The following is a 16,913-nucleotide window of genomic DNA, read 5'->3' as shown; positions in this document are numbered from 1 at the left end:
CGGTTGCGGTCGAATCAGGTGGCCGGTCCGTAGACCTTACGGGGGTGCCGGACACAGGCCCTTTCGGCCAAGGACGGGCATGAGCAGCCGGGGGATCAATGGCGCGGTGACAGCATGAGCTTGACCGTCTCGGCGTCGGAAAGGGAGGCGAGCATGCCCATGCCGAAGACGATCGGGATCCTGTCCTTGGGCAGCTCGTTGATCGCGTGGCCGCCCAGTTCGCGCCACTCCCCCGCCGTCACGTATTCGGGGACGATCGGCAGAACATCCTTCTCTTCGATGCCGAGATGCACGGTCAGTGCGGTGCCCAGGTGTTCGAGGGTGTCGGCGAGCTGATCGCCGGTCTCCTGGGTGGGACATCCCCTCCAGACCGCCAGTCGCTGGGCTGATTCCTCCAGCAGAACGGCTATCTCCACGTGCTGGCGCCCCAGGAGTTCGACCACTTCCCCAAGCCGGTCCCCTGCCCCCTCCAGCAGTTTGGGCCACAGCAGTTCGACCTCGCCGTGGTGGTGCAGATGCAGAAACTCCTCGATGAGGTGAGCGTGATCGGCTACCACGGCGACGAGGTACGGGTCCATGACCAAGCGGGGCTGGTCAGTATGGCGGTCGAGTCAGGGACGACCGGCCTCCTGGGTCACCGTCTGGGATAGCACCCGAGCAGCGGAGCTGAGCTGATCCCGCATTCGGCGCCTCTTGGGTGTACCTGACACACCCCTCCACAAGTGCGCCGCCGGCACCTAGGCTCAGCGGTGTGAGGGGAGCTGCGGATCATCCCGGAGCGAGCCGCAGGTTCCACTTGGGTTGGCACTGTCGTGTGGGGGCGTCTATGCATAGGCCGAAAGGGCTCAAGGGGTTGCCGACCGACGGGTTGCGGGAGACAAGGCAGCTCTCCGTCTCCCGCCCCCTCGGTCTTCCGCCTGAGCCGAGCTGACAGACCTCCCGCCTCCGGCGGGCCGGAAGCGCTCAGTCGGCGCTCTCCTCTTGGTCGTCATCCGCCGCACCGTCGTCGGTCTCCAAGCTTGCGTAGAACACGGAGTGCCCCTGCTTGAGCCGTTGTGCGCTGCCGCGGGCGACGAGGCCCTCCAGAGTGGTACGGACGACGGTCGTCTTGATGACCCGGTCCGGGTGCGCCTCGCTCAGGGCGGCGACGACCTCGGCGGCCGAACACGGCTCTGCCCGATCGGCCAGATAGCCACGGATCAACGCCACCAAAGTGGGCCTGTGCTGCTGCCTGCGCCGCGCCCCACTACCCGCCTGTGCCGCGGAGGCCGAGGAAGATCCCTGTTGCAGCGGGATACCGCTCTCCAGAGCCTGCTGCATCGTGGCAAGGACGGTTTGTTCGTGCTCCAAAGCCATCAGTCGGTTCTGCAGCTCTTCGATCTCGCCGCGGATTTGATCCTGCTCCTGGATATTGCGTTCGAGATCTTTGGACAGTTGGGAGCTGTAGTGCGACACCAGCTCGGTAGTGGTCTTGGCATCAGGCATACCTTTGACCTCCTTGGCTCGGCTCTCGGGTGTTAGGTACGTGGCTACGTGCGGCAGCGGTAACTGAGGGGGCGTGACTCAGACGCTGTAGCAGATACTACGCCGTGTGTTCGTACCTGGCGCTGCGTGGAGTCACCACCTGACCCTACTCACAGCTCTCGAACTCACCTCGGCCGACATGCACGGGTATGCCCGCTGTCCCTAAGTGATGAGCTGAGTCAGTTCGTCCCACTCCGCATCCGCCATCTCCTGCCCTCGGGGAACCATGGCATACGTGGTGGCAAGCCACTGCGCGACGGGTTTCGCGGGGATCTCGAAGAGCGCCGTGTGGATGGAGCCCACCTCGATCCAGAGGCTCGCCTGGCCGCCCGCGGCATACTCCGGCCACAGCACCACATCACCGTCGCCCGTCATACCGGTCAGTCCCTCGGCCAACAATTCGCGCGAGAAGACCCAGCGCACGGGCCCCTCGCCTTCCGCGTCAAAAATGAGACCGACGGCATAGGGGTCTTTGGCGCTGAAGATGAATTCACAGGCCATCGGCATGGTCAGCCGGTGGGCGACCCATTGCGTGATGGTGAGGGCGAGGTGGCACTTCTTCATCTGGTACCTCCGAGGGGCAGGCCGACAGTGCTCGGCACATCCGGCACGCCTCCTCATCATGGCCGCCGGGCCACGGCCTTCCCATACGTCAATTGACTGCGTCTGCGGCGCCGTCGTACCAGCTGCGAAAGTACGTGCACGCGCGGCTGTGAAGCGTGCTTCCTAGATACGGCAGGGCAACGCGGGGCGCTGTGCCCCGTGGGGTTAACCCCACGGGGCACAGCGCCGGGGGCTCAAGCAACCTTGGTGACATCTCGACAGACCGTCTCCCATCGTTTCAGCAGACTGAGAACCTCAACGCAGCAGTACGAGCGCGAACCGGGCGGCTCTCGCGCCCCGGGACGCCAGCTCGACTCGTGGCGCCGCGGCAATTCGGCTCAGGAACGAAAGCAAGAGCATCATGTCCTACCACCTTGACTCCCATCGCTCGCCAGGACCCTCGCCTGGACACCACCGCCCTATACGTCTTCCGCGGTGAGCGAGGCACGGTCCTCGTGACGGATCACAGCCACTCCCTCGCCAGCGAGGATGTCCCGCGCGGTCTGCACTCGGAGAGCAAGTACGAGTTCAAGATCGACTCCAATGAGGACGCGGTGAAGGACATCACTATCGGTTCACCTTCGGCGAGGCCGATGCGAACGGCGTCCAGTCCTATGTCGTACGTCGGCTGGCCGGACCGGAGCACGTGACGACGTGGCAGAAGGGACGGTGATCGGCGAGGGCCGCACCGCAGAGACGCTGGAACCGGAAGCAGCCGGGCCTGGGTCGGCAAGGCCGGTGAGCCGGATGTCCTGCACGCCGCGGGCCATGCGTTCCAGGATGGCGCCAAGGTCGACCTGTCCGCGTGGGACCCGGTGGAGGCGACCAACCTTTCGCGGGGCACAGCGTCCATTCGATCGTCCTGAGGGTGTCGGACGAGGAGTTGCTGCCGGTCGCGGGCGAGGACCGCAGGATCGACGTGTGGGCCGCCAGCGTTCCTGGCCACGGACGCCGGCGGCTGGCGCCCGATCAACCGTGCTGGCCTGCCGATGATCCACCCGCTGTTCACCCAGTTTGACAAGGATCTGGGCGACCGTCTCAACAAGAACGTTCCGAGCGAGGACGTCGCGCTGCTGCACGGCAAGGCGCTGACCGCCTCGATCGCCGGGGTGGTGCGGGCTTACGGCACGGCCGAGGACCCGGAGGCCTACGCCAGGTCGGTCGTGGCGCGGCCCCGCCGCCAACACGCCGGTGATGCTCGGCCTCGGTAAGGAGGCGGTCACGTCCAAGCCCTCGCCGTCGTTCCCGTACGTACCATCGGCCGTGTGAGCGGCACCCCGAGAGAGCCGTGCGGCCAGGTACCGGACCCGCACGGCTCAGGCGTCGATCGGCGAGGCCGCCGAGACGGCGGCAGTCATCGACCGGCAGCCGAAGCGCGAACTGCGGGTGCTGCAGGCCCTGCGCACCGGACTCGGGCTTTCGCTCCCGCGGTTCGCGCTGACCTGCGGCAGGCTCCCCACCTTTCACCACCCGGTCCCGGACCCGGGTGCCACGCGCAGGCGAGGGTTTCGCCTACGCCTCCGTCGGCACCGTCCCTGACGACGACACGTCCGCTGCGAGGACACGGCAGGACCGGGGCGACGGCCGCCGCGGCGGGATTTGGTGTTGCCGCGACGGCCATCGGGGGTCAAGGGGTGGAGGATCCCGTCGGGGTCAGGGGGACCACCGCCTCGCTGGTGTGGACGAAGAAGGTGAAGGTCTCCTCGAAGTACAGAGTGATGGTCGTCGCGTCATGGGCGAGGTAGCCGATCGAGACGTCCTGGCCCAGTCGGAGTTCGAAGTCGCCGCCGCGGGTGGAGAGAAGGACGGCTCCGTCGATGGCCGGTGCCCAGACGATGTCGCCGTCCAGGAGTGCGGCGAGGTGCCGCAGGACGGGATAGCCGTGGTCGGAGGTCTCGCTGACCGCCGTGTAGGCGTCCGCGCTGAGCGCCAGGGTGTAGGGGCCGTCCACGCCGGCCAGCCGCAACGCCGTCACCGCCTGACTGACGGCGTCGGGGTAGGCGCGCACGTCGGCGGGGAGCGCGAGGGGCTCGTGGGAGGCGTCCGAGCGCAGTCCGCTGATGCCGCCCGCCGCATACCCTTCGAAGACCGCGCGGTCCTCCGCGAAGGCGAGCTGCCGCGCGGCGTCCTTCACCGGTTGCCAGTCGGCGTCCTTGGCGCCGCGGGCGACGGCGTCCACCTGGCCGCGGTCGACCGTGAAGGGGACCCGCAGCTCCACCAGCGGCTGGAAGCGGCGCCTGCGGGCCTGGACGCCGTCCGCCGGGGCCGTCACCTCCTCCAGGTGCCCGGTGCCCACACCCGCCAGGTCCAGGCCGCCCGGTTCGGGGACGTCGACGATCCGGCGGCCCGCCACATGCCGGCGAAAGGTGCGGCGGGCCTCCTCCTCGAGGTCGGCCCAGGCTGCGTCGGAGAGCGGCGCCAGTTCACGGTGCAGGTTGTTCATCGAGGGGGCTCCGTTTCAAGCTGCCGATTCCCAGGGACGTATCGGCGGGTCGAGAAGGGGTTTCGGACGGCGGGACGACCGCGCGGGGCACATCCGCCCCGATGCCGGGGGTCCGGGGCGCCTCGGGGAGGTCCTCCAGGAAGTCCGCGGTGGGCGCGAAGAACAGACAGCCCGTCACCGCGGTGGAGAAGCCCAGGATCCGGTCGTGGGCGGCCGACTCGGTGCCCAGGAACATCCGCTCCAGCATCGTCTCCGTCACGTCGGGTGTGCGGGCGTAGCCGATGAAGTACGTGCCGAACTCGGCGCGTCCGACGGCGCCGAAGGGCATGTTGTCGCGCAGGATCTGGCGCTCGGTGCCGTCGGGGTCGGTGACCGTGGTCAGCGCGACATGTGAGTCGGCGGGTTTGACGTCGTCAGCCAGTTCGATGTCCGAGAGTTTGCGCCGTCCGATCACCCGCTCCTGCTCCTCGACGGACAGGGCCTCCCACGCCGTCATGTCGTGCAGGTACTTCTGCACGATGACATAGCTGCCGCCGGTGAAGTCCGGGTCCTCGTCGGCGACCAGGACCGCGGCCCGGGCGGCCGCGCCGGTGGGGTTCTCCGTGCCGTCGACGAAACCGAGGAGGTCGCGCTCGTCGAAGTACTTGAAGCCGTGCACCTCGTCCCGCACGGTGACCGAGCCGCGCAGCCGGGCCATGATCTCCGCGGCCAGCGCGAAGCACAGGTCCTGCCGGGCCGCCCTGATGTGGAAGAGCAGGTCGCCGGGGGTCGCCGGGGCGCGGTGGACCGTTCCGGCGAGTTCCCGGAAGGGGTGCAGCCCGGCCGGTCGCGGACCGGTGAACAGCCGGCCCCAGGCGTCGGAGCCGATGGCGGCGACGCAGCTGAGCCTGCCCTCGGGCTGGGCCCGGAAGCCCACCGACCGGGTCAGTCCGGCGACGTCGGACAGCAGGTCGCGGATGGTGGCCTCGCCCCCCTGGTCGACAGTGACCACGAGGAAGACGGCAGCGCTGGTGAGCGGCGACAGCACCTCCTGCGGTTCCGCCCCGGCAGCGGCTGGTGAGCCCGGTCGCCCGGTGGATTCTTCGGTCATGACGGGTCCTCTGCGTGCGGGGTGACACGCACCTTGATGTTCTTCATCAAGGGCTGGTTGCTCTGGGTGCTGTAGTCGCTCGCCGCGACCAGGACGTTCATCTCCGGCATGTATCCGGCGGCCGAGCCCCGGGGCATGTCGTACGCGATGGCCTGATAGCGCGTCAGCCGCCGCACGCTGCCGTCGCGGGCGGTGGCGGTGATGTCGACGAGGCTGTCCGGGGCGATGCCGCGGGCGCGCATGTCGTCGCCGTTCATCAGGATCAGGGTGCGCAGGTCGCTGATGCCGCGGTAGCGGTCGTTGTCCGAGTAGATGGTGGTGTTCCACTGGTCGTGGCTGCGCATGGTCTGCAGGATCAGTACGTCGTCGCGGGGCGGCGCCTCGGGCAGCGCGGCGGAGGAGAACTCCGCGCGGCCGGAGGGCGTGAGGAAGACCAGTTCACGGGCGGGCTGCTTGATCCGGAAGCCGAGGGGCAGCCGTACCCGCCGGTTGAAGTCCTCGAATCCGTCGAGGACTTGGGACATGGTGTCGCGGATGCGGTCGTAGTCCTCGATGTAGGACTCCCAGGGGGTGGCGCTGTCGGGCAGGGTGGCCCGGGCGATGCCCGCGATGACGGCGGGCTCCGACAGCAGGTGCGGGGAGGCGGGCTTCTTCATGCCGGACGACAGGTGCACCATGCTCATGGAGTCCTCGACCGAGACGGACTGCGGTCCGTGCCGCTGGTGGTCCTTCTCGGTGCGGCCCAGGCAGGGCAGGATCAGGGCCTTCTCGCCGTGCACGAGGTGGCTGCGGTTGAGCTTGGTGCTGACATGGACGGTGAGCGCGCAGCGCCGCAGCCCCTGGGCGGTGTATTCGGTGTCCGGGGCGGCCAGGACGAAATTGCCGCCCATGCCGACGAACACCTTCACCCGGCCCTCGTTCATGGCCTTGATGATGTCGACGGTGTCCATGCCGTGCTCACGCGGCGGATCGATGCGGCACACGTCCGCGAGCCGGTCGAGGAACTGCTCCTTGGGCCGGTGGTCGATGCCGCAGGTGCGGTTGCCCTGGACGTTGCTGTGGCCGCGCACCGGGGACGGTCCGGCGCCCTCGCGGCCAAGGTTGCCGCGCAGCAGCAGGACGTTGACGATCTCGCGGACGGTGTCCACGCCGTGCTCGTGCTGGGTGATGCCGAGGCACCAGCTGATCAGGGTGCGGTCGGAACGGGAGTAGACGCCGGCCGCCTTGAGGATGTCGGCGCGCGACAGTCCGGAGTGTTCCTCCAGCTCTTCCCAGGAGGTGGCCTCGCACAGGGCCCGGTACTCCTCGAACCCGTGGGTGTGCCGGTCGATGAACTCCCGGTCCAGGGCCTTGGGGTCGGTGCGGCTCTCCTCCAGGATCGCCTTCGCCATGCCGCGCATCAGGGCCATGTCGCCGCCGGGGCGCACCTGGAGGTTGAGGGTGCTGGTCCGGGTCGCCTTGAAGCGGGCCATGTCGGTGAGCTCGTGCGGCACGATGGTGCTGGTCGCTGCGGCCTCGACCAGCGGATTGACGTGCACGATCTGGGCGCCGCGCCGGTAGGCCTCGGCGAGCGCGGTGAGCATGCGCGGCGCGTTGGAGGCGGCGTTGACGCCCATCACGAACAGGGCGTCGGCGGTCTCCCAGTCCTTGAGGTCGGCGGTGCCCTTGCCGGTGCCGAGGGCCGCCGTCAGGGCCCTGCCGGAGGCCTCGTGGCACATGTTGGAGCAGTCGGGCAGGTTGTTGGTGCCGAACTCGCGGGCCATCAGCTGGTAGAGGAAGGTCGCTTCGTTGCTGAGGCGTCCGGAGGTGTAGAAGGCCGCCTCGTCGGGGCTGTCGAGTGCGCGCAGTTCGCGGCCGACGAGGTCGAAAGCGTCCTGCCAGCCGATCGGGACGTACCGATCGGTGGCGGGCTCGTACACCATGGGACGGGTCAGCCGTCCTTGGTCCTCCAGGGCGAAGTCGGACCACGTCTCCAGTTCGGCCACGGTGTGCTGGGCGAAGAAGTCGGCCCCCACGCGTTTGCCGGTCATCTCCCAGGTGACGTGTTTGATGCCGTTCTCGCAGATGTCCAGCTTCAGACCCTTGGTGTCGTCGGGCCAGGCGCATCCGGGGCAGTCGAAGCCGCCGTTCTCGTGGTTCATCCGGAAGATGGCCCGGGGGCCGTCCACCAGCGCGCGTTCACGGATGAGCACCCGGGACACGCTCTTCGCTGCTCCCCAGCCGGCCGCCGGGTGGTGGTAGGCCCGGTGCGCGGGTCTCCTGTCGTCGGCGGGGCCGTCGCCGCCGGTGGCGGAGCGGCCGACGCCGCGGTCCTCGGGGGACGCGGTGTGGTGCGCGTCGGGTGCGGTCATCTCGTTCTCCTGCGGGAGGGCGGGGGCGTTGTCAGGTGTTCGACGACAGCGGGGTCAGGGAGTGTGAGGGCACCCAGGTGACGGCGAGGGCGGCGGTGACGAGCAGAGCCGGCAGGAGCGGGGTGCTCCAGCTCAGCCAGCGGTGCAGCACTCCCCCGGCGGCCGCACCGGCGATCAGCAGCAGCACCGTGGCCATGTCACGTGCCCGGAGGCGTCCGGCAGTGGTCCATCCGACGATGGCGGAAGTGAGCAGGCCGGTCAGGTAGGCCGTGGTGACATCGCCGCCCGCGGTGACCCGGACGCTGGCGTTCTGGCAGCCCATCGCGGCGGCCGTCAGGAACAGCAGCAGGGCGTGTCCCCCGTGCGTCGGGGCGCCGTGCCGCCACAGCCAGCCGGCCGCGACCAGCCACAGCAGGGCCGATTCCAGCAGCAGCCCGGCCCGGATCCCTCCCGACGGGATCCGGCCGCGGCCGGCCGAGACCAGGCTGCCGGCCGACGCCCCTACGACGTAGCCGAGCAGGGCTACGGCGACTGCCCGGGCCGCGGCGAGGTGGGCGCTGCCCAGGTGGAGTCCCAGCAGCGCCGAATTGGCGGTGACGACGCTGGTGAAGACGCCGTTCAGGGCGAGGAAGCCGAAGGCGTTGGTCCCGCCCGCCGTCAGGACCAGCAGCCACCGCACTGTCCTGCCCCGCGCGGGCCAGGGCAGCGGGGCGCCGGCGTGCGCCGCGTCCGGCATCGTCTTCTCCGTTTCCCGACGACGGGTGGGCGCCGGATGCCCGGCCGAACTGGCATCCGGCGCCGCCTCCCGCACGATCACCAACCGCGCAGGGTCACTTGGCGAGGAAGTCCAGCAGCGCCTGGTTGACTTCCTCGGGGTGGGTCCAGGCGATGTTGTGCGGGCCGCCCTCGACGGTGACGAACGTCAGGTCCTTGATCAGGCCGGGCAGCCGCTTGGCGGTCGCCTCGTAGGGCAGGATCCGGTCCGCGTTGCCGTGCACCAGCAGGGTGGGCACGTCGATCTTCGGCAGGTCGTCGCGGAAGTCGGTCAGCCAGGTGTCGACGCACGCGTGGGCCGCATACGCGGAGGCGGCGACTGCAACGTTGAAGCTGTTCTGCCAGGCCTGGTCGCTGATCCGGGTGCCGGCGTAGGTGTCGACGTTGTAGAAGTTGTCGAGGAAGTCCTTGAAGTAGGCCGGGCGGTCCTTGAGCACGGCCTCCTTGATGCCCTCGAAGACGGAGGCGTCCACGCCCTCGGGGTTGTCGTCGGTCTTCAGCAGAAAGGGCGGGATCGCGCCGAGCAGCGCCGCTTTGCTGACCCGTGCCGAGCCGTAGCGGCCGAGGTAGCGGGTGACCTCGCCGGTGCCCATGGAGAAGCCGACCAGGATCACGTCCTCTAGGTCGAGGTGGTCCAGCAGGGCCTTCAGGTCGGCGGCGAAGGTGTCGTAGTCGTAGCCGATGGTGGGCTGGCTCGACTGGCCGAAGCCGCGACGGTCGTAGGTGATGACCCGGTAGCCGGCCTCCAGCAGAACGCGCTCCTGCTTCTCCCACGAGTGCCCGTTGAGGGGGTAGCCGTGGATGAGGACGACCGGCTGTCCGGTGCCGTGGTCCTCGTAGTAGAGGTCGATGGTGCTGCTGTTCTCCTGGCCCACTGTCACGAAGGTCATCAAGATCACGCCTTTCGGGGTTGGTGTCAGCCGGTTACGTGGTTCAGCCTCACAGCCCTGCACGGAACCCACATCGCATGAACACGTGAAGGGACTTGGATCCGCAGATTTCACGATGGAGTCGAAAAGGGCATAACTACTTTTATAGGCGAGAAGGGAGGATTCTTCAGAAGGGGGACGACGAGGGGATCGCCTCCGGACGTCGGTGCCCGCTAGTCACGGACAGCGAGGCGTTTGCCGCAAGCAGCACTCCGGCGGTGGCTGCCGGTCCTCGGCCCCCTGAGCAACGCCGGGACAGGTGTCCGCCGTAGCCCTTGGCGGCGATCTCCTGGTGCAGCATGGTCGCGGTGTGCTCGCCTTCCTCCCACCGTTGCCGAAGGTAGTCGAGGTATGGATCGAGGCTGGTGGTTCGGCGGGGCCGGGTGCACCTTACGCAATCCTGCCAGGTAGCGACCCGGGCGCACTTGGCCACAGTGCGCCGGTTCGGGCCCAACTCGCGGACTGCGCGCTGAGCGTGCAACCGGTGTCGGTCACCGCGTGCACCGCCTCGAACAGCCTCTTTGCGCGGCGACGGGCTGGGGTGTCGGCCTGGTGAGATGGCCCCGGCGCGGTCGTTGGCACCGGCGCCGGTTCGGGTGGAGGTATCGAGGCGTGCAGGCAGCCGCAGTGGATGGAGGCGATATCCGCGATCCGCTTCGACAACCCCTGCCACAGGTGGAAGCAGTTGCTGACCTGCACCGCGTCGGGGGCGCCGTCGGTGATGCCCTGGCGGTAGACCAGCGAGCCGTCCCCGCACACCACCTCGACACCGGGGTGCGTCCGCAGCCAGGTGGTCAACTGCTCGGCGTCGCGGTCGGCCCACAGCTCGGTGCGGGCGTGCGGGTAGATGCCCAGGATGCGGACCCCGGTGGAGAAGAAGCGCATCTCGTGCAGGGCGAGGGCCACGCGCTCGTCGTCGGTGCGGCACCTTCCCAGGGCGTGCACATGGCTGCGTACGCACTCCACCTGGTCCAGCATCGTGCCGGGTACGGCCATCAAGTCGAAGCGGATGGCGAGGAAGTACTCGCGGCGATGGGCAGTCCCGACTCGGGCAGCAGATGGTGCAGGTCCGCGTCCCGTCCGGCCGTGGAGTTGTCCACCGGGATCACGGCGACGTCGGCGGTGCCGAGCGTCACGACGTCCAGAGCCTGCTCGAAGCTCATGCAGGGCAGGTGCCCGCCCTCGGGGTAGAGGGCGTGTGCGGCGGTGGCCGAATCGATCCCGATTCACCCTGGTGTGCGGCGATCGTCACAGTGCTCGGCGTTCCTGGAGCAGGTTCTGTCGTGGGGCAGCAGAAGCTCCTTCGCATAGCGCACGACCTCACGACCTGCAGTTTCGGCGAACCGGAGCCGACCGGACGGTCCTCGGGACGGCGGCACACCCTGCCGCCCGAACGCCCGCCGGGGTCAGTGGTCGTCGCCCTCGGTGTCGGGCATGTCCGGCGGGATGGGGATCCGCGCCTGGACGGAGGTGCCGCCGCCGGGCGGGGAGCCGATGACCAGCGTGCCGTCGAACGCGGACACTCGGTCCGCGAGGCCGGTCAGACCGGTGCCGGCCCTGGCCTCCTCGACGCCGCCGATGCCGTCGTCCACGACGCGTATCCGCAGGACGTCCGTCAGCTCCAGCAGGACGTCGATCCGGGAAGCCTGGGCGTGCTTGACCGCGTTGGTCACGGCCTCGGCGACCACGAAGTACGCGTTCGCCTCCACGGCCGCGGGCATCCGCCGGCCGATCCGGCTCTCGACGACGACGGGGACCGGGCACCGGGACGCCAGGTCCTGCACCGCCGGCACCAGGCCCTTCACCGTCAGCACCAGAGGATAGATTCCCGAGGCGAGTGACCTCAGCTCGGCGATCGCCTGCTGCGCGTTGTCGATCGACTGGTCCAGCAGCTCGTTCGTGATCCTCTCCGTGTCGGGGATCATCTCTCGGGCGAGCCGGAGCCCGATCATCAGGCTGACGAGCCGCTGCTGTGCCCCGTCGTGCAGGTCACGGGCCGTACGCCGGTGCACCGCCTGGACACTCTCCATGACGCGTCTGCGGCTGTCCTGCAAGGAGGCGGCCATGGTGTTGAAGGACGTGCCCAGAGCGCCCGTCTCGGCCACCTTGCTGGGCGAGATCCGTACCGAGAGGTCACCCCCGGCGAGCCGCTGGGCCGCCTCCGCCACGCCGCGGACCGGGCGGACGACGGCCCGGTGCTGCAACACCGTGAAGCCGGCCACCAGCAGCATGGACGCGGCCAGCCCCACTCCGGCGGCCAGGACCGCGCGATGCGTGTTGGCGCCCGCGGCCGCCTCCCGCGCGTCCAGCTGGTCACGCTCGTTGGCCATGTACCGGTCGAACTGGGTCCGCAGGGCGTCGACGCGCCGCTTGCCCTCGGCGGTAGCCGCCAGGCTGAACGCCGCCGGATCGCCCCGCCGGACCGATTCCACCAGCGGAATCGAGTAGTCGTCGAGCAGGGACCGGACGTCCTGCGTGATCTGCTCGGCGGCGCGGTGCTGGGCGGGGGACGTGGTGGATTGGGTGAAGTCCCCCGACTTGGCTGGGAACTCCTCGCGGGCCTGCTGCCAAGGCTGGAGGAACTCCTCGCGCCGGGTGATCACAAAGCCGCGCTGCCCCGTCTCGATGTCCAGGACCAGCTGTTCCATGACGCCGACTTCGACGAGCGCGGTCCGGGAGGCGCGTCTGGCTGATGTGGAGCTGTTGGCATCGGAGATCGCCCACAGCAGGACCGCGAACGCGACACCGATGAGCAGGGCGAGCAGACCGCCGACGGCGATCGTCAGGCTGGTCAGCCCCAGTCGCCCATCCGCGTACCGCCGTCGTACCGTCATGGCCTGCCTAGCGCCGGTGAGGATCGAAAGAACTCAGTCGAGTAATGTGATCGCATATAGAGGGCAAAATACGAAACACGTAAGGGATCGTCAATCATCCATGGTTGGTCACCATCTTAGGTCGGACATCACTAATGTTCGAGGCACGCTGACATCCATGGGTCAGGCGAGCCATGGCTGGTACTCACCACCCCACTGGCAAGCAGGTTAAATAGTGAGTCACTATGCTTCTCGCATGACTGATACTGACGCTGACCTGAGTGCGGTGGACACCGCGGCGCGGGCCTGGATGAAGGCTGTTGGCCTGTTCGCCCTCACTCAGCCGGGCGGTCACTGCCGCACGGGTCCGCACGGCACTTCCGCGCTCGTCACCGGCGCGCCGACACCACTTCTGAACGGTGTCATCAGCACCGTGCGTCTCGCTGATCCGGAGGAGATCGCGGCCCTTGCCGCCGCCGAGCGGCCGGCATCCGTGCCCTGGAGCCTGCAGTTGCGCGGCACACAGGTGGACGACCGGATCGCGGCCACCGCGGCCGGCCACGGGCTCACGGAGCGCTCGCACCTGCCCTTCATGCTCAAGGAGCTCGACGAGCGCGAGCTGACGGAGCCGGGGGCCGGCCAGGTGAAGGTCCGCAGGATCACGGGTGCGGAGGGGAACGTGTACCGGGCGGCACTGGCCGCGGGTTACGAGGGTCCCGAGGAGGCTTTCGCCGTCTTCGCCGCTCCGGCCGTGATGGACCATCCCACGATGCGGGCCTATGTCGCCGAGGAGGACGGCGTCGTGGTGGCGACGTCCTTCGGTGTGTTCGTGGACAGCCACGTGGGCGTGTTCAACATCGCGGTGCCGCCGCAGCATCGACGGCACGGATACGGCACGGCGGCGACGGCGGCCGTGCTCCGGGACGGGTACGAGGTGGGTAAGCGCACAGCTTTCCTGCACGCCAGCGTCCTGGGCGTGCCCCTCTACCGGACGATGGGCTTCCACGTCGCGGAGGAGTGGACGCTCTTCACCCCGTGAGAGGGCCCTGCCCTACCGGTCACTCCGGTCGGTTCCTGTTTTCGCTTCACACCTGGGGTTTTTGCATGACAACGATATCAACGCGGGACGGTCGCGAACTGGACGTGCTCGTCTCCGGTCCGGACGACGGCGTTCCGCTGGTCTTCCACCACGGCACTCCCAGCGCCGTGCCGCCAGTCCGCGCCATCGAGCGCGCCGCCCATGCCCAGGGCCTGCGCCATGTGTCCTTCTCCCGTGCCGGGTACGGTGGTTCCACCCGCCGGCCCGGACGTGACATCGCCTCGGTCGCGGCGGACGTCGCGGATGTACTCGACCGCCTCGGCGCCGAGCGGTGCGTGGTGGCCGGGTGGTCCGGGGGCGGGCCGCACGCGTTGGCCACCGCGGCCCTGCTGCCCGGGCGGGTGGCCGGCGTGCTGGCGATCGCCAGCCTCGCGCCCCATGGCGTACCCGGCCTCGACTTCATGGCGGGCATGGGCGAGTCCAACGTGGAGGGCTTCGGCGTGGCCGTGCGGGGCGAGGGGCCGCTGCGCGCCTACATGGAGCAGCGGATCGGCAGTCTGCGTGACGCGGATGCGGCTGGCCTGCGCGCCGCCCTGGGTACCGTCCTGGCGCCGGTCGACCGGGACATGCTGACATCCGAGTTCGCCGAGGACGTCTCGGCGGGCTTCAACGAGGGCCTGCGCAACGGCGTGGACGGCTGGCTCGACGACGACCTCGCGCTCGTCAGGCCCTGGGGTTTCTCCCTCGAGGACGTCGCCGTGCCCGCCTTCGTGTGGCACGGCGGCGAGGATGTGATGGTGCCCTTCGGTCACGGGCAGTGGCTCGCCGCACATGTGCCGGGCGCCGTGGCCCACCTGGAACAGGGCGAGGGGCACCTCACGATCACCGTGGGAGCGGCCGAGCGCATGCTGAAGGAACTCGCCGGCACCCTCGGCCGAGCCCGGTAGCGGTCCCGGCCTGCGCGCTCCCGCACAGGAGGGTGACTCATGCCGACACATCAGTGACTCACTACTGGACTAACATCACTGTCGAGCCACTCACAGTTACTGTCGAAAGTTGACTCATGACCAAAAACATAGTTCGTACCGGACTCACCGCTGCAGCGGTTCTCGGGCTCTCACTCGGTGCCACCGCCGTGCCGGCCTCCGCCACCCCGGCGGGACCGGGCGTGACCGGAACCATCATCTCCAAGACCACGATCGGCGGCACGGACTACATCCTGCGTCGGATCACCATCCCGGCGGGGCAGGGCACGGGCTGGCACTACCACGACGGCACTCTCTTCGGCTTCGTCGAGAAGGGCACGCTCAGCCACTTCGACTCCACCTGCAAGTCGGACGGTGTCTATCGGCCCCACAGCACCATCCAGGAGCCCGCGGGCGCCGACCACGTCCACATCGGCCGCAACCTCGGCGATGTGCCGGTCGTGCTGGACGTGCTCTACGTCCTGCCGCACGGTGCCCCGCTGTCGGAGGACGCGCCCAACCCCGGCTGCGACTTCCAGTAGACCCGCACACACCGGTTCCGCCGTCCCCTCACCCCTGGGACGGCGGAACCGTCACATGACGTATGCCGCTCGGCGCCCCGGACTGAAAGGGTCGCCGGGTCAGGAGGGGAGGCGGCCGGGGTCATGGCCTGCGGCGGCCGGCCCCGCGGCGGCGACCGTCGTACCCGGAGGTGATCGTCATGTCCCGCGAACCCTTGGTGCTGGTGCACGGCGCGTTTCACGGCGCCTGGTGCTGGAGCGAGGTCGTCCTGGAACTCGCGGTCCTCGGCAGACCGGCCGTCGCCGTCGACCTGCCCGGTCACGGACTGCGCGCACGCCGGCCCACGGCGCTGCTGCACAACCCGTTCGACCCCAAGGCCTTCGCCACCGAGTTCTCCCCGCTCGCGCATGTCAATGTGGCAACGGCCGCCGACGCGTTGGCCCGCGAGGTTCGCCGGGTCGGCCGTGGCACCCCGGTGACCCTGGTTGCGCACAGCATGGGCGGCCCGGTCATCACCCGCGTGGCCGAGCAGCATCCCGGCCTCGTCGAGCGGGTGGTGTACGTCAGCGGGTACATGCCGGCCTCGGGCGTCGCTCCGCTGGCCTACCTGGAGTGCCCGGAAGCCGCGGACTCCCTCGTCGGCAAACTCGTCGTCGCGGACCCCTCCCTGATCGGAGCGCTGCGCATCGACACCCGAGCCGGAGACTCGCCCGCCCGGCAGACCCTGCGGGAGGCGTTCTACGGTGACGTCTCCACCGAGGCCGCGGACGCCGCCATCGCCCTGCTGTGCTGCGACGGGCCCATCGGTCTGGCCGCCCAGACCACACGTCTGACGGCCGGGGGCTGGGGCTCCGTCCCGCGCACCTACGTCCGCTGCACGCAGGACAGGAGCAACCCGCCCGCCCTTCAAGACCTCTTCATCGCCGAAGCGGACCGGGCCTTCCCCGAGAACAGGACCGCCGTCGCGACCCTGCTGTCGGGCCACAGTCCCTTCCTGTCGATGCCGCGCATGCTCGCGGAGACGCTGTGCGGGCTGTGAGCGCGGTTCACCGCAGCACCCACCCGCTGTCGACGGCCAGGTCGACACCATTGACGGAGCGGTTGCGCAGCAGGAAGTCGACCGCGTCGACGACGTCGGCCATGGTGGGCGTCCGCCCGGTCGGGGTCCGGTCGACGACGGCTTCCAGAGGCTTGTCCGACCAGTAGGGGCTGTCCCCGACGACACCGGGATGCAGAGCGTTGAAGCGGACCGGGGCCAGCTCGGTGGCCAGGGCGCGGATCATCCCGGTGACGCCCGCGTTCATCGTTGCCACGCTCAGCGCACCCTCATACGGGCGTTCCTTGGCCTGTCCGCCGAAGACGACCACCGCGCTGTCGTCGTGCATCCGGTCCTGCAGGGCGTGCACGGTGGCCGTGTAACCGACGAGCTTCATGGTCAGCGCGTACAGCGCCCCCTCGATGTCGTAGGCAGCGACACTGTTGCGGTCGCGGGCGACCCCGACCAGCACCAGACCGTCCACCGCGGACACGTCGGCCAACGCGGCCTTGATCTCCGTCGGGCGGGACAGGTCCAGGGCCAGTCCGCGTGCGGCACCGACCTCCCCGGCGACGGCTGCGGCCCGCTCGGCGTCCCGCCCGGTGAGAACCACCTCGTCACCGCGAGCGGCGTAAAACCGCGCGACCTCCTTGCCCAGTCCGGATGTTCCGCCGATCACCACGATGCTGCTCACAGATGTCCCTTCAGAGATGTCGTGCCAGCAACACTATGTCGCACGACTGTCATGTCTCACTCCGGCACTCACATATGACGTGATGTCATCGGCCAACGCCGAGGCTCGGATTCTCATGTATGCCGTCATG

The 16,913-nt window shown here is 69.1% G+C and carries 18 protein-coding genes; 6 read left to right on the top strand and 12 right to left on the bottom strand.

The annotated features are described in order from the left end of the window. Positions 1 to 95 precede the first annotated feature (95 nt). From PH203_RS43135 to PH203_RS43125, 3 genes are all read right to left on the bottom strand, one after another. Positions 96 to 578, bottom strand: a complete 483-nt coding sequence (locus PH203_RS43135) for a hemerythrin domain-containing protein (protein WP_289927635.1) — start codon at positions 576 to 578, stop codon at positions 96 to 98. A 385-nt stretch (positions 579 to 963) separates the two neighbouring features. Continuing rightward, a complete protein-coding gene (locus tag PH203_RS43130) occupies positions 964 to 1,485 on the bottom strand; it encodes a hypothetical protein (RefSeq protein ID WP_289927633.1) in 522 nt (173 codons plus the stop codon). A 201-nt stretch (positions 1,486 to 1,686) separates the two neighbouring features. Beyond that, positions 1,687 to 2,088: an SsgA family sporulation/cell division regulator gene (locus PH203_RS43125; protein ID WP_289927632.1), complete on the bottom strand. Its 402-nt coding sequence runs from the start codon at positions 2,086 to 2,088 to the stop codon at positions 1,687 to 1,689. A 413-nt stretch (positions 2,089 to 2,501) separates the two neighbouring features. Between PH203_RS43125 and PH203_RS43120 the strand changes: the two genes are divergently transcribed. Continuing rightward, entirely contained in the window at positions 2,502 to 2,777 is a 276-nt protein-coding gene (locus PH203_RS43120; RefSeq protein ID WP_289927630.1) for a hypothetical protein, read from the top strand. Positions 2,778 to 3,116: 339 nt separating this feature from the next. After that, positions 3,117 to 3,338, top strand: a complete 222-nt coding sequence (locus tag PH203_RS43115) for a hypothetical protein (protein WP_289927629.1) — start codon at positions 3,117 to 3,119, stop codon at positions 3,336 to 3,338. A gap of 416 nt (positions 3,339 to 3,754) precedes the next feature. On the opposite strand, the gene PH203_RS43110 is transcribed toward PH203_RS43115, so the two are convergent. The 8 genes from PH203_RS43110 to PH203_RS43075 form a co-directional block, all read right to left on the bottom strand. Further along, the gene (locus tag PH203_RS43110; RefSeq protein ID WP_289927628.1) at positions 3,755 to 4,570 is read right to left on the bottom strand and encodes a family 1 encapsulin nanocompartment shell protein; all 816 of its coding nucleotides are present in this window, start codon (positions 4,568 to 4,570) and stop codon (positions 3,755 to 3,757) included. Then, entirely contained in the window at positions 4,551 to 5,660 is a 1,110-nt protein-coding gene (locus PH203_RS43105) for a Dyp-type peroxidase (protein WP_289927627.1), read from the bottom strand. The genes PH203_RS43110 and PH203_RS43105 overlap by 20 nt, the downstream gene beginning before the upstream one ends. After that, positions 5,657 to 8,011 (bottom strand): FdhF/YdeP family oxidoreductase, encoded by a 2,355-nt coding sequence (locus PH203_RS43100; protein ID WP_289927625.1) that lies wholly within the window; start codon positions 8,009 to 8,011, stop codon positions 5,657 to 5,659. Before PH203_RS43100 ends, PH203_RS43105 begins: the two co-directional genes overlap by 4 nt. A 31-nt stretch (positions 8,012 to 8,042) precedes the next feature. Continuing rightward, the gene (locus PH203_RS43095; protein WP_289927624.1) at positions 8,043 to 8,747 is read right to left on the bottom strand and encodes a YoaK family protein; all 705 of its coding nucleotides are present in this window, start codon (positions 8,745 to 8,747) and stop codon (positions 8,043 to 8,045) included. A 94-nt stretch (positions 8,748 to 8,841) separates the two neighbouring features. Then, positions 8,842 to 9,675: an alpha/beta hydrolase gene (locus tag PH203_RS43090; protein ID WP_289927622.1), complete on the bottom strand. Its 834-nt coding sequence runs from the start codon at positions 9,673 to 9,675 to the stop codon at positions 8,842 to 8,844. Between the two features lie 429 nt (positions 9,676 to 10,104). Next, positions 10,105 to 10,710 (bottom strand): hypothetical protein, encoded by a 606-nt coding sequence (locus tag PH203_RS43085; protein WP_289927621.1) that lies wholly within the window; start codon positions 10,708 to 10,710, stop codon positions 10,105 to 10,107. Next, complete coding sequence (locus tag PH203_RS43080; RefSeq protein WP_289927620.1) at positions 10,710 to 10,877, bottom strand: hypothetical protein; 168 nt, start codon at positions 10,875 to 10,877, stop codon at positions 10,710 to 10,712. The genes PH203_RS43085 and PH203_RS43080 overlap by 1 nt, the downstream gene beginning before the upstream one ends. A gap of 243 nt (positions 10,878 to 11,120) precedes the next feature. Beyond that, positions 11,121 to 12,548 (bottom strand): CHASE3 domain-containing protein, encoded by a 1,428-nt coding sequence (locus PH203_RS43075; protein ID WP_289927619.1) that lies wholly within the window; start codon positions 12,546 to 12,548, stop codon positions 11,121 to 11,123. 235 nt (positions 12,549 to 12,783) lie between these two features. Between PH203_RS43075 and PH203_RS43070 the strand changes: the two genes are divergently transcribed. From PH203_RS43070 to PH203_RS43055, 4 genes are all read left to right on the top strand, one after another. Next, the gene (locus PH203_RS43070) at positions 12,784 to 13,566 is read left to right on the top strand and encodes a GNAT family N-acetyltransferase (protein ID WP_289927618.1); all 783 of its coding nucleotides are present in this window, start codon (positions 12,784 to 12,786) and stop codon (positions 13,564 to 13,566) included. A gap of 65 nt (positions 13,567 to 13,631) precedes the next feature. Continuing rightward, positions 13,632 to 14,513: an alpha/beta hydrolase gene (locus PH203_RS43065; protein ID WP_289927617.1), complete on the top strand. Its 882-nt coding sequence runs from the start codon at positions 13,632 to 13,634 to the stop codon at positions 14,511 to 14,513. Positions 14,514 to 14,629: 116 nt separating this feature from the next. Continuing rightward, the gene (locus PH203_RS43060; RefSeq protein ID WP_289927616.1) at positions 14,630 to 15,073 is read left to right on the top strand and encodes a cupin domain-containing protein; all 444 of its coding nucleotides are present in this window, start codon (positions 14,630 to 14,632) and stop codon (positions 15,071 to 15,073) included. Positions 15,074 to 15,252: 179 nt separating this feature from the next. Continuing rightward, positions 15,253 to 16,092: an alpha/beta fold hydrolase gene (locus tag PH203_RS43055; RefSeq protein WP_289927615.1), complete on the top strand. Its 840-nt coding sequence runs from the start codon at positions 15,253 to 15,255 to the stop codon at positions 16,090 to 16,092. Between the two features lie 7 nt (positions 16,093 to 16,099). Here PH203_RS43055 and PH203_RS43050 read toward each other — a convergent pair whose 3' ends face one another. Beyond that, positions 16,100 to 16,783, bottom strand: a complete 684-nt coding sequence (locus tag PH203_RS43050) for an SDR family oxidoreductase (protein ID WP_289927614.1) — start codon at positions 16,781 to 16,783, stop codon at positions 16,100 to 16,102. Positions 16,784 to 16,913 lie beyond the last annotated feature (130 nt).

The sequence above is a fragment of the Streptomyces sp. S.PB5 genome, assembly GCF_030403745.1.
Taxonomy (GTDB): Bacteria; Actinomycetota; Actinomycetes; order Streptomycetales; family Streptomycetaceae; genus Streptomyces.
The sequence above is the reverse complement of the archived record's forward strand: the minus strand, read 5'-3'. Positions and strand labels throughout refer to the sequence as shown.

Coding starts and splice junctions, on each gene's coding strand:
- PH203_RS43135 (WP_289927635.1), bottom strand. CDS start 578: ATGGACCCGTACCTCGTCGCCGTGGTAGCCGATCACGCTCACCTCATC.
- PH203_RS43130 (WP_289927633.1), bottom strand. CDS start 1,485: ATGCCTGATGCCAAGACCACTACCGAGCTGGTGTCGCACTACAGCTCC.
- PH203_RS43125 (WP_289927632.1), bottom strand. CDS start 2,088: ATGAAGAAGTGCCACCTCGCCCTCACCATCACGCAATGGGTCGCCCAC.
- PH203_RS43115 (WP_289927629.1), top strand. CDS start 3,117: ATGATCCACCCGCTGTTCACCCAGTTTGACAAGGATCTGGGCGACCGT.
- PH203_RS43110 (WP_289927628.1), bottom strand. CDS start 4,570: ATGAACAACCTGCACCGTGAACTGGCGCCGCTCTCCGACGCAGCCTGG.
- PH203_RS43105 (WP_289927627.1), bottom strand. CDS start 5,660: ATGACCGAAGAATCCACCGGGCGACCGGGCTCACCAGCCGCTGCCGGG.
- PH203_RS43100 (WP_289927625.1), bottom strand. CDS start 8,011: ATGACCGCACCCGACGCGCACCACACCGCGTCCCCCGAGGACCGCGGC.
- PH203_RS43095 (WP_289927624.1), bottom strand. CDS start 8,747: ATGCCGGACGCGGCGCACGCCGGCGCCCCGCTGCCCTGGCCCGCGCGG.
- PH203_RS43090 (WP_289927622.1), bottom strand. CDS start 9,675: ATGACCTTCGTGACAGTGGGCCAGGAGAACAGCAGCACCATCGACCTC.
- PH203_RS43085 (WP_289927621.1), bottom strand. CDS start 10,710: ATGGCCGTACCCGGCACGATGCTGGACCAGGTGGAGTGCGTACGCAGC.
- PH203_RS43080 (WP_289927620.1), bottom strand. CDS start 10,877: ATGAGCTTCGAGCAGGCTCTGGACGTCGTGACGCTCGGCACCGCCGAC.
- PH203_RS43075 (WP_289927619.1), bottom strand. CDS start 12,548: ATGACGGTACGACGGCGGTACGCGGATGGGCGACTGGGGCTGACCAGC.
- PH203_RS43070 (WP_289927618.1), top strand. CDS start 12,784: ATGACTGATACTGACGCTGACCTGAGTGCGGTGGACACCGCGGCGCGG.
- PH203_RS43065 (WP_289927617.1), top strand. CDS start 13,632: ATGACAACGATATCAACGCGGGACGGTCGCGAACTGGACGTGCTCGTC.
- PH203_RS43060 (WP_289927616.1), top strand. CDS start 14,630: ATGACCAAAAACATAGTTCGTACCGGACTCACCGCTGCAGCGGTTCTC.
- PH203_RS43055 (WP_289927615.1), top strand. CDS start 15,253: ATGTCCCGCGAACCCTTGGTGCTGGTGCACGGCGCGTTTCACGGCGCC.